General features: G+C 70.3%; 6 protein-coding genes and 4 tRNA genes. 6 read left to right on the forward strand and 4 right to left on the reverse strand.

Annotation, left to right across the window (positions count from 1 at the left end; translation table 11 throughout):
* Positions 1-74 precede the first annotated feature (74 nt).
* Positions 75-1,394 (forward strand): RNA polymerase sigma factor, encoded by a 1,320-nt coding sequence (locus KM933_RS28200; RefSeq protein WP_221357312.1) that lies wholly within the window; start codon positions 75-77, stop codon positions 1,392-1,394.
* Positions 1,395-1,473: 79 nt separating this feature from the next.
* On the opposite strand, the gene KM933_RS28205 is transcribed toward KM933_RS28200, so the two are convergent.
* From KM933_RS28205 to KM933_RS28220, 4 genes are all read right to left on the reverse strand, one after another.
* Positions 1,474-3,402 carry an ABC transporter ATP-binding protein gene (locus KM933_RS28205; RefSeq protein WP_221357313.1) on the reverse strand — a complete coding sequence of 643 codons (1,929 nt, stop codon included), beginning with the start codon at positions 3,400-3,402 and terminating at the stop codon, positions 1,474-1,476.
* Complete coding sequence (locus KM933_RS28210; RefSeq protein ID WP_221357314.1) at positions 3,402-5,135, reverse strand: ABC transporter ATP-binding protein; 1,734 nt, start codon at positions 5,133-5,135, stop codon at positions 3,402-3,404. Before KM933_RS28210 ends, KM933_RS28205 begins: the two co-directional genes overlap by 1 nt.
* Positions 5,136-5,296: 161 nt before the next feature.
* Entirely contained in the window at positions 5,297-6,751 is a 1,455-nt protein-coding gene (locus tag KM933_RS28215) for an FGGY family carbohydrate kinase (protein WP_221357316.1), read from the reverse strand.
* Positions 6,752-6,899: 148 nt separating this feature from the next.
* Entirely contained in the window at positions 6,900-7,211 is a 312-nt protein-coding gene (locus KM933_RS28220) for a YtxH domain-containing protein (RefSeq protein WP_221357317.1), read from the reverse strand.
* Positions 7,212-7,386: 175 nt separating this feature from the next.
* On the opposite strand from KM933_RS28220, the gene KM933_RS28225 reads away from it, so the two are divergent.
* From KM933_RS28225 to KM933_RS28245, 5 genes are all read left to right on the forward strand, one after another.
* A tRNA-Asn gene (locus KM933_RS28225) sits at positions 7,387-7,459 on the forward strand.
* Between the two features lie 6 nt (positions 7,460-7,465).
* A tRNA-Asn gene (locus KM933_RS28230) sits at positions 7,466-7,538 on the forward strand.
* Positions 7,539-7,544: 6 nt separating this feature from the next.
* A tRNA-Asn gene (locus KM933_RS28235) sits at positions 7,545-7,617 on the forward strand.
* A gap of 302 nt (positions 7,618-7,919) precedes the next feature.
* A tRNA-Ile gene (locus KM933_RS28240) sits at positions 7,920-7,993 on the forward strand.
* Between the two features lie 104 nt (positions 7,994-8,097).
* Positions 8,098-9,333 carry a tyrosine-type recombinase/integrase gene (locus KM933_RS28245; RefSeq protein WP_221357318.1) on the forward strand — a complete coding sequence of 412 codons (1,236 nt, stop codon included), beginning with the start codon at positions 8,098-8,100 and terminating at the stop codon, positions 9,331-9,333.
* Positions 9,334-9,455: the final 122 nt, after the last annotated feature.

Here is a 9,455-nt window from a genome sequence, read left to right on the forward strand (position 1 = left end):
GTCACGGACCGGACTCAAAAAGTCATCGCACGCCCCTCGTGGCGAGGTTGTGTCGTACTCCACACTGGGTTCCGGTGCCTGAGTCCTCGGAGCGCGGCCGACCCGAACGCGACGGGTCCGAAGTCCCCGCGGTTCCGCTCAACGACTTCGGGACGGACGGCGGCGAGGCCGTCGACCCCGTCCCCGACGTACCGCTGCCGCCCCCCTCAGCAGCGACATCCCTGGAGGTCGCCCCCGTGCAGACCCAGACCCAGACCCCGCCCCGGACCGACGGCGGCACGGCCGCGGACCCGGACGCCGACGTCCTCGCGGCCGTACCGCCGCAGAACCGTGCCGTGCGCCACCCCGAGACCGCGGCGCCCACGACCGCGGCGGAACCGGAGAACGCGCCGGAGCCGCCCGCCACCGCCCCCGTCCTCGTGGAGAGCGAGACCGAGACACCGGAGCCGGTGGAGCCGCTCCGCGGACGGGCGGACGCCGGCGGGCCCTCGTCCGACCTGTTCCGCCAGTACCTGCGGGAGATCGGCCGGATCCCGCTCCTCACCGCGGCGGAGGAGGTGGAGCTCGCCCGGCGGGTCGAGGCGGGCCTCTTCGCCGAGGAGAAGCTCCGGCTGACCCCCGACCTCGACAGCCAGCTCGCCCTGGACCTCGACAAGCTGGTGGTCATGGGCCGGATGGCCAAACGCCGCCTCATCGAGGCCAACCTGCGGCTCGTCGTCTCCGTCGCCAAGCGGTACGTGGGACGCGGACTGACCATGCTCGACCTGGTCCAGGAGGGCAACCTCGGGCTGATCAGGGCGGTCGAGAAGTTCGACTACGCCCGGGGGTACAAGTTCTCCACGTACGCCACCTGGTGGATCCGCCAGGCCATGTCCCGCGCCCTCGCCGACCAGGCCCGCACGATCCGGGTCCCCGTCCACGTCGTGGAACTGATCAACCGGGTCGTCCGCGTGCAGCGGCGGATGCTGCAGGAGCGGGGGTACGAGCCGACGCCGGAGGAGGTCGCGGCGCACCTCGACCTGTCCGGCGAGCGGGTCAGCGAGGTGCTGCGGCTGGCCCAGGAACCGGTGTCCCTGCACGCCCCGGTGGGGGAGGAGGACGACGTCGCCCTCGGAGACCTGATCGAGGACGGGGACGCGGCGAGCCCGGTGGAGTCGGCGGCGTTCCTGCTGCTCAGGGAGCACCTGGAGGCGGTCCTCTCCACGCTCGGCGAGCGGGAGCGCAAGGTCGTCCAGCTCCGCTACGGGCTGGCCGACGGGCGGCCGCGCACGCTGGAGGAGATCGGGCGGATCTTCGGCGTCACGCGCGAGCGCATCCGCCAGATCGAGTCCAAGACGCTGAACAAACTCCGCGACCACGCGTTCGCGGACCAGCTGCGGGGTTACCTGGACTGACCGGGCCCGACCGGCCGTCCCCGGGACCAGGGTGAAGGGGCCGGGGACGGAACCTCCGGACCCCTCACCCGCCCACCCCTCAGTCCACCTCCACCGCCGCCTTGGCGAACTGGGCCTCGTACAGGCGCGCGTACGCACCCCCCGCCGCGAGCAGCTCCTCGTGCGCCCCCTGCTCCACGATCGCCCCGTCCTCCATCACCAGGATCGTGTCGGCGTCGCGGATCGTCGACAGGCGGTGCGCGATCACGAACGACGTCCTCCCGTGCGCGAGCTTCGCCATCGCCTTCTGGATGAGCACCTCCGTGCGCGTGTCCACGGAACTCGTCGCCTCGTCGAGGACGAGGATCACCGGATCGGACAGGAACGCCCGCGCGATCGTGATCAGCTGCTTCTCGCCCGCGCTGACCCCCGACCCCTCGTCGTCGATGACGGTGTCGTACCCGTCGGGCAGCGTCCGCACGAACCGGTCCGCGTGGGCCGCCCGCGCCGCCTCCTCGATCTCCCCGCGGGTGACCTCCCGGGCGGCCCCGTACGCGATGTTCTCCGCGATGGTCCCCCCGAACAGCCAGGTGTCCTGGAGCACCATGCCGATACCGGCCCGCAGGTCGTCCCGGGACATCGCGGCGACGTCGACCCCGTCGAGGGTGATCCGCCCGCCCGTGACCTCGTAGAACCGCATCAGCAGGTTCACCAGCGTCGTCTTGCCGGCGCCCGTCGGTCCCACGATGGCGACCGTGTGCCCGGGTTCGACCGTCAGCGACAGGTCCTCGATGAGCGGCTTGTCCGGCTCGTACCGGAAGGAGACCCCCTCCAGGGCCACCCGGCCCCGCAGCTCCCCGGGACGCGCCCCCGTCACGGGGTCGGCCTCCTGCTCCGCCGCGTCGAGCAGCTCGAAGACCCGCTCCGCCGACGCGATCCCCGACTGCACGAGGTTCGCCATGGAGGCGACCTGGGTGAGCGGCATGGAGAACTGCCGGGAGTACTGGACGAATGCCTGCACGTCGCCGATGGACAGCGCGCCGGACGCGACCCGCAGCCCGCCGACCACCGCCACCAGCACGTAGTTCAGGTTCGACACGAACATCATCAGCGGCTGCATGACCCCGCTGTTGAACTGCGCCCGGAACCCGGCCTCGTACAGCTTCTCGTTCTCCTCGGCGAACCGCGCCGCCGACTCGTCCTGCCGTCCGAAGACCTTGACCAGGGTGTGCCCGGTGTACATCTCCTCGATGTGCGCGTTGAGCCTGCCGGTGGTGCGCCACTGCTGCACGAAGTGCGGCTGCGACCGCTTGCCGACCCGGGTCGCGACCACGAACGACAGCGGCACGGTCACCAGCGCGACGAGCGCGAGCAGCCACGACACCCAGAACATCATCGCCAGCACGCCGACGATGGTCAGCAGCGAGTTGACGAGCTGGCCCATCGACTGCTGGAGGGTCTGCCCGATGTTGTCGATGTCGTTGGTGGCGCGGCTGAGCACCTCGCCGCGCTGGCGCTTGTCGAAGTAGGACAGCGGCAGCCGCGACAGCTTCGTCTGCACGTCCTCGCGCATCTTGTACATGGTCAGGTTGACGGCCCGGTTCACCAGCCGCGTCGCCACCGTCATGAGCAGACCGGCCACCAGGAACGCCACCAGGGCGAGCGTCAGCACCTCGCCGACCGCACCGAAGTCGATGCCCTCGCCGGGGGTGAAGTCCGTGCCCGAGAGCATGTCGGCCGCCTTGCCGTCGCCGCGCTCCCGCATCGCCGCGAGGGCCTCGGCCTTCGTCAGCCCGGCGGGCAGCTCGCGCCCGACGACCCCGGCGAAGACGAGGTCGGTGGCCCGGCCCAGGATCTTCGGCCCCAGCACCGACAGGCCGACGCTGCAGACCACGGCGGCGAGCATCACGTACAGCGTGGCGCGCTCGGGCCTGAACTGCGCCAGCAGCCGCTTCCCCGACCCCTTGAAGTCCATCGAGCGGTGGTCGGGGCCGGTCCCGGCCATCATGCGCCCCATGGGCCCGGCCATCAGGCTGCCTCCGCTTCCGTGAGCTGGGAGAGCACGATCTCCCGGTAGGTCTCGTTGTCCGCCATCAGCTCGTGGTGGCGGCCGGTCCCGACGACCCGGCCCTCGTCGAGGACCACGATCCGGTCGGCGTCCCGGATGGTCGACACCCGCTGGGCGACGATCACCACGGTCGCCTCGGCGGTCTCCCGCGCGAGCGCCGTGCGCAGCGCCGCGTCCGTCGCGTAGTCGAGCGCGGAGAAGGAGTCGTCGAAGAGGTAGATCTCGGGACGCTGCACGAGGGTGCGGGCGATGGCGAGCCGCTGGCGCTGGCCGCCCGACACGTTCGTGCCGCCCTGCGCGATCGGGGCGTCGAGGCCGTTCTCCAGGCCCTCCACGAACCCCCTGGCCTGCGCCACCTCCAGCGCGTGCCACAGCTCCCCGTCCGTCGCGTCCGGATTCCCGTACCGCAGGTTGGTGGCCACCGTGCCCGCGAAGAGGTACGGCTTCTGCGGTACGAGGCCCACCGTGCGGGCGAGCAGCCGCGGCTCGACCGTCCGTACGTCGACGCCGTCCACCAGCACCTGCCCGTCGGTGGCGTCGAACAGCCGGGGGACCAGCCCGAGGAGGGTCGACTTGCCGCTGCCGGTCGAACCGATCACGGCGGTCGTCTCGCCGGGCAGCGCCACCAGGTCGACGGCCCTGAGCACCGGCTCCTCGGCGCCCGGGTAGCGGAACCCCGCCCCGCGCAGCTCCAGGTGGCCGTGGCGGCGCAGTTCCAGGACGGGCGCCTTCGGCGGGACCACGCTGCTGGAGGTCTCCAGGACCTCCTGGATGCGTTCGGCGCACACCTCGGCGCGCGGCACCATCATGAACATGAAGGTGGCCATCATCACGGACATGACGATCTGCATCAGATAGGCGAGGAACGCGGTCAGCGCGCCGATCTCCATCCCGCCGCCGTCGATGCGGTGGGCGCCGAACCACACCACCGCGACCGACGAGACGTTCACCACCGTCATGACGATCGGGAACATCAGCGCCAGCATCCGGCCGGTGCCGAGCGACACCTCGGTGAGGTCGGCGTTCGCCTTCCGGAAGCGCTCCTGCTCGTACGTGTCGCGCACGAAGGCCCGGATGACGCGGTTGCCGGTGATCTGCTCGCGCAGCACCCGGTTCACCGTGTCGAGCCGTACCTGCATGGTGCGGAACAGCGGCCGCAGCCGCCGCACGATCAGGCCGACCGCGATCCCGAGCACCGGCACCACGGCCAGCAGCACCCCGGACAGCGGTACGTCGAGACCGAGCGCCAGCAGGATGCCGCCCACGCACATGATCGGCGCCGACACCAGCAGGGTGAACGTCATCAGGGCGAGCATCTGCACCTGCTGGACGTCGTTCGTCGTGCGGGTGATCAGGGACGGCGCCCCGAAGTGGCCCACCTCACGCGCGGAGAACGACTGGACCCGGTCGAAGATCGCGGCGCGGATGTCCCGGCCGACCGCCGAGGCCGTACGGGCGCCGTGGTACACGGCGCCGATGTTGCACACGACCTGCACCAGCGAGATGCCGATCATCAGGGCACCGAAGGACAGGATGTAGCCCGTGTCGCCCCGCACGACACCGTTGTCGATGATGTCGGCGTTCAGCGTGGGCAGGTAGAGCGTGGCGCAGGTCTGCAGTAATTGGAGCAGGACGAGCAGGCCGATGGGTTTCTTGTAGGGCGCGAGATGGGTACGCAGAAGTCTTATGAGCACGCTGGGTCTCTCGGAGTCGGCGGCGGGGCGGTTGGTTGCCCCTGGCCCCTATCGTCGAACACTCCACCGGTGTTACCCCAACTGATTAACCCAACAGGGGTCCGGGAGCGGACCGCCCCCGGCACCGATGCCGTGGACCGCCCGCCACTGCTCCGCGCGGCTCAGGAGCGGAAGGCGCCCGGATGGGTCTGGTCCCGCACCGACACGTACTGCTGCCGCACCGCCTGCCCCACCGGAAGCTCCTCGCCCGGCTCCAGGACCTGCGCGGCCGCGCCCTGCCAGACGGGCGGCAGTCCCGGCTGGAGGGTGCCCTGCTGGACACCGAGCGTCCAGGCCGCCTGCCGGGCCGCGCCGATCGCCGCGTAGTCCGCGGGCTGCGGCACCACGATCTGCGTACCGAGCAGCGCGGGCGCGCACGCCTGCACCGCGCCCAGTTCCGCGGCCTGGCCGAGCAGGAAGATCCGCCGCACCTCCACGCCCCGCCCGCGCAGCACGTCCAGCGCGTCCGCGAGCCCGCACAGCATGCCCTCGAAGGCGGCCCGCGCCAGGTGCTCGGGCTTCATCGACTCCCGCCGCAGCCCGGCCAGCGTCCCCGCCGTGTGCGGCAGGTTGGGGGTGCGCTCGCCCTCCAGGTACGGCAGCAGGACGAGCCCGTGCGATCCCGGGGTGGACTTCATCGCCAGGTCGGACAGGGCCTCCAGGTCGGGCACGCCGAGCAGTTCGGCGGCCCCGCGCAGGGCCCGTACGGCATTGAGGGTGGTGACGACCGGCAGGTGCATCCCGGTCGCGTCCGCGAGCGAGGTGATCGTCCCGGAGGAGTCGACCAGCGCCTCGTGGTGGACGGCCATCACGGAACCGGAGGCGCCCAGCGACACCACCGCGTCCCCCAGCCCCATGCCCAGACCGAAGGCCGCCGCCATCGTCTCGCCCGTGCCCGCCGAGATCAGCAGCCCCTCGGGCGTCGTTCCCGCGGCCTCCCACGGCCCGAGCACGTCGGGCAGCAGCGCCTGGTGGCCGAGGGCCAGTTCCACGAGATCGGGCCGGTACATACCGGTCGCGGCCGACCAGTAACCGGTGCCCGAGGCGCCGCCCCGGTCGGTGGTCCGGCGGGCCGGCCGGCCGAGCAGCTGCCACACCAGCCAGTCGTGCGCCTGCAGCAGCGCGGCGGTGCGCAGGGCCGCCTCGGGTTCGGTCCTGGCCAGCCAGCGCAGCTTCGTGACGGGCTGCGCGGCCTGCGGCACGCATCCCACGGCCTGCGCCCACGCCTCCCGCCCGCCGAGCGCGTCGGCGAGGTCGGCGGCGGCGACCTGGGCGCGCTTGTCCCCGCCCACCATCGCCGGGCGGACCGTGTTGCCCTGGCTGTCGACGGGGACGAGGCCGTTCTGCTGCGCGGACACGCCGATGGCCTGGACGCCCTCCAGGAGGCCGCCGCCCGCGGCCTCGCCCAGGGAGAGCAGCCAGGTCTGCGGGTCGACGTCCGAGGGCCGGGACCCCTCCGCGAGGCCGTCCAGCGGATGCGGGGCGTACCCCTGCCGGAGTACGGCTCCGCTGTCCGCGTCGCAGACGACGATGCGTGTGAAATCGGGCGAACTGTCCAGCCCGGCGACTATCCCCATGGCGGAAATTCTGCCGTACCGCCGCGCGGGTCCGGGCCACGGGCGCCGTCCGGGGCGCCCGCCCTTCCCCGTCCGTGCCGCCGCGGGGGCCGCTCGCGCAGTTCCCCGCGCTCCTCACGGGGCCCTCGCGGGGCCCGCGCGCATGTCCCTACGGGGCGCTGGTGGTGCCCCAGTCGTCCTCGGCACGGGTGCCGTTCGTGTTGCGCTCGCGCAGGGAACGCACCTTCTCGGAGACGGATGCGGGGACGCGGTCGCCTACTTTGTCGCTGACCACGCCGTACGCCTTGCCGGCGAACTGGCGTCCCTGCTGGGCCGCCGACTCGGCGGTGTTGCGCACCGCCGGGTTCTGCGACACCCGCTGGGCGGTCTTCCTCAGCTGCTCGTACCGCTCGCGCCCGGCACGTGTGCCCAGCACGTATCCGAAGGCGAGTCCGACGACGAACGTGAGCCGGTAGCGCATGGGGCCACCCTTCCTCTTGTGAGTCCCTCTTGTGTGTCGGTCACTGCGGCGGCGTCGTCGCAGACGGGTCACCGATTGGCGGAGCACCCCCCTGCTTGCGCTAATGTATGTGTCGCAGCGAGCGCACGCCCCCTGGCGAATACCCAGGGAGGTACGTTCGATGCAGGCGAGGCGATCCCCTGTAGCTCAATTGGCAGAGCAGCCGGCTGTTAACCGGCAGGTTACTGGTTCGAGTCCAGTCGGGGGAGCTTCGGTCTTCCGTAGCTCAATTGGCAGAGCAGCCGGCTGTTAACCGGCAGGTTACTGGTTCGAGTCCAGTCGGGGGAGCTTCGGTCTTCCGTAGCTCAATTGGCAGAGCAGCCGGCTGTTAACCGGCAGGTTACTGGTTCGAGTCCAGTCGGGAGAGCACAGTGGACGAGGACCCCGACGGGGTCCTTTTTCATGTCCTCGGGAACCGCTGCGTCCCAGGTGGGGTCCTTGGGGGCAGGTGAAGCCGACCATCCGGAGCAGGAGATCGTATGAGCGGCTATGCTGCNAGAGCACAGTGGACGAGGACCCCGACGGGGTCCTTTTTCATGTCCTCGGGAACCGCTGCGTCCCAGGTGGGGTCCTTGGGGGCAGGTGAAGCCGACCATCCGGAGCAGGAGATCGTATGAGCGGCTATGCTGCGGCAGACGGCGCGCACACATGTGCGCGACGCGCCGTAATGGGGCGGTAGCTCAGCCGGTTAGAGCAGCGGACTCATAATCCGCCGGCCGTGGGTTCGAGTCCCACCCGCCCCACTCATGCAGAATCGATCTGACCTGCGAGAACGCAGGTTTCATGCTAGCGCAGGCGAGGCATTCGCCGCACGAACGCCGCACCGATGCCTCGTACGCTTACTCTCATGGCTTACATCAAGACCAATTCCCGGCAGTCCGGAGACCCCTCGTACACCGTCATGTGGAGGGCCGGCGGCTCCCGGACAGGGGCTTGGTGTCGCGAGACCTTCGACGATGACGACCAGGCGAAGCGGTTCCGCGACCTGGTCAACGGTCACGGACAGCAATGGCCGCCGGGGTGGGTCAAGGGAGAGGGATTCGTTGAGGCGGACGAGCCCCCGCTGCCGGACTCGGAGAAGTTCGCGGTCTACGCGCACGCCTACGTGGGGCTACTGACAGACATATCTGAGCACACCAGAACCAACTACACGAGATTCATCGATAACCACATGATCCCGTGGTTCGGGGAGCTGTCAGTCTCCGACCGCGGGAGCAGGCTTACCCGGAACCACGTCAGCCAGTGGCTTCTGGACCTTCAGAACGGGAGGCCCGGCCCGCTGCATCCTGCGGGTACGAAGCGCCGGGCGTACGCCCCGAAGACCATCGCCAACCTCCACGGCTTGCTCTACAGCATCTTCCAGTCCGCCGTGAGCGCCGATCCCGCCCTGCGCGACTCGAACCCGTGCGCCCACACGCGCTTGCCCAAGGGGAACGACACCGAGGATGACGAGGTCTTCCTTGAACCCGAGGAGTACGCACTCCTCAAGACACACGTGCGCGCCGACGCCGTCGACATCGTCAATGCCCTGGTGAGCACCGGCCTCCGATGGGGCGAGATAACCGCTCTGCAACCCCGGGACTTCACCTTCGCGTCGAAGCGGCCGACGCTCCGCGTGCAGCGCGCCTGGAAGCGGCGTGGAGAGGGCGGGACGTTCCTCGGCGCCCCCAAGACCAAGAAGTCACGCCGGACGCTCGTGCTCACCCCGGAGCAGGTGAAACTGTTCCAGCGCCGCTGCCAGGGGAAGAAGCCGACCGACCTGATCTTCACCGCGCCAGAAGGCGGGGCCTGGCACTCCGGCGTGTTCTACGCACACCGCTGGAAGCCTGCCATCGACGCCGCCAACGCCGTTGGCCTCACCAAGCGTCCGCGCGTCCACGACCTCCGCCACACGCACGCCTCCTGGCTCATCGCCGGCAAGGTCCCACTGCCCGTGATTCAGGCCCGCCTCGGCCATGAGTCGATCACGACGACGGTCGACCGGTACGGACACTTGCTGGAGGCGTCGGACGATGAGGTTGTGGCCGCTGTCGAGTGGGCGATGGGCGCTGAGATTTCGAAGGACCTCTCGAAGGCGGCTTGAAAGTTCTTCAGAACGACAGGAGGCCGGACACCTGCTGTGGTGTCCGGCCTCCTGTCGGCCTCTTTGTTACTGACGTTGTCGCCGTGGTGTCGTCAAGGTGAGTCCGGTTTCGGCGAGGCATC

The organism is Streptomyces beigongshangae (assembly GCF_019710745.1).
In the GTDB taxonomy this organism is placed as follows: Bacteria; Actinomycetota; Actinomycetes; order Streptomycetales; family Streptomycetaceae; genus Streptomyces; species Streptomyces beigongshangae.

Excerpts from the sequence above, each read along its gene's own strand:
- KM933_RS28215 (WP_221357316.1), bottom strand. The coding sequence starts at position 6,751 with ATGGGGATAGTCGCCGGGCTGGACAGTTCGCCCGATTTCACACGCATC.
- KM933_RS28205 (WP_221357313.1), bottom strand. The coding sequence starts at position 3,402 with ATGGCCGGGCCCATGGGGCGCATGATGGCCGGGACCGGCCCCGACCAC.
- KM933_RS28220 (WP_221357317.1), bottom strand. The coding sequence starts at position 7,211 with ATGCGCTACCGGCTCACGTTCGTCGTCGGACTCGCCTTCGGATACGTG.
- KM933_RS28245 (WP_221357318.1), top strand. The coding sequence starts at position 8,098 with ATGGCTTACATCAAGACCAATTCCCGGCAGTCCGGAGACCCCTCGTAC.